This is a genomic window from Mesorhizobium sp. M1E.F.Ca.ET.041.01.1.1 (assembly GCF_003997355.1).
GTDB lineage: Bacteria > Pseudomonadota > Alphaproteobacteria > Rhizobiales > Rhizobiaceae > Mesorhizobium.
The window spans coordinates 1-713 of record NZ_RZSL01001165.1 but is presented as its reverse complement, the minus strand read 5'-3'; the positions used below and the strand labels follow the sequence as shown (position 1 = coordinate 713).

2 pseudogenes are annotated in these 713 nt (G+C 65.2%); both read left to right on the top strand.

Features of this window, described 5'->3' with window-relative positions:
* Positions 1 to 400 (top strand): annotated as a pseudogene (locus tag EOA38_RS38130) (peptidase S10); the annotation flags it as partial.
* Between the two features lie 129 nt (positions 401 to 529).
* Positions 530 to 713, top strand: a pseudogene (locus tag EOA38_RS38125) (hypothetical protein); the annotation flags it as partial.

Below are 713 nucleotides of genomic sequence, written 5' to 3'. Positions count from 1 at the left end.
GCTCGACCGCAGCGTGCCGGTGCTGACCTCGGCCTTCGTCGCCTACGCCCGCGACGAACTGAATTATCGCACCGATGTCAGCTACCGACTGCTCAACGGCGAGGTCAGCCACAACTGGGACTACGGCAACTCAGGGCAAGGCTTTGCCGGGGTGATGAACGACCTGCAGCGGGCGCGCTCGCTCAACCCGGCGCTCGGTGTCGTCATCGTCAACGGCTACACCGACCTCGTCACGCCCTACCTCGCCTCGCGCTATCTGGTGAACCAGATCCCCACGCTCGCCGACGCCAAGCCGATCCGCCTCGACGTCGTCGAGGGCGGGCACATGATGTATCTGAGGCCTGACGGAAGGCGCGCGCTGAAGGAGGCGGCCTCGGAGCTCTACCAGGCGACGCAATAGAGGCCGACCGGGTTCTCCTCCCGGTTGGAGCAGCGCCGCACCAGCTTTTCCTATAGCAAAGATATTCCCGCGAACGGGTTCAGAGCTCATGACAGAAGGCTGTCAGCAGCAACGGGATAGTCTGGTGCCATGACGGATACGCTCGACATGCCCGCAAAGCTTGCCAAGGGCGCCGCCGACCCCGCGGCCGAACGCACGCTCGGCATCGTGCTGGTCTCGGCGTCGGCCGTCGCCTTCGCGCTCACCGGCGTGCTGACCAAGTCGATCCATGCCGATCCGCTCACCATCACCTGCTGGCGCGGCTTCTTCGGGT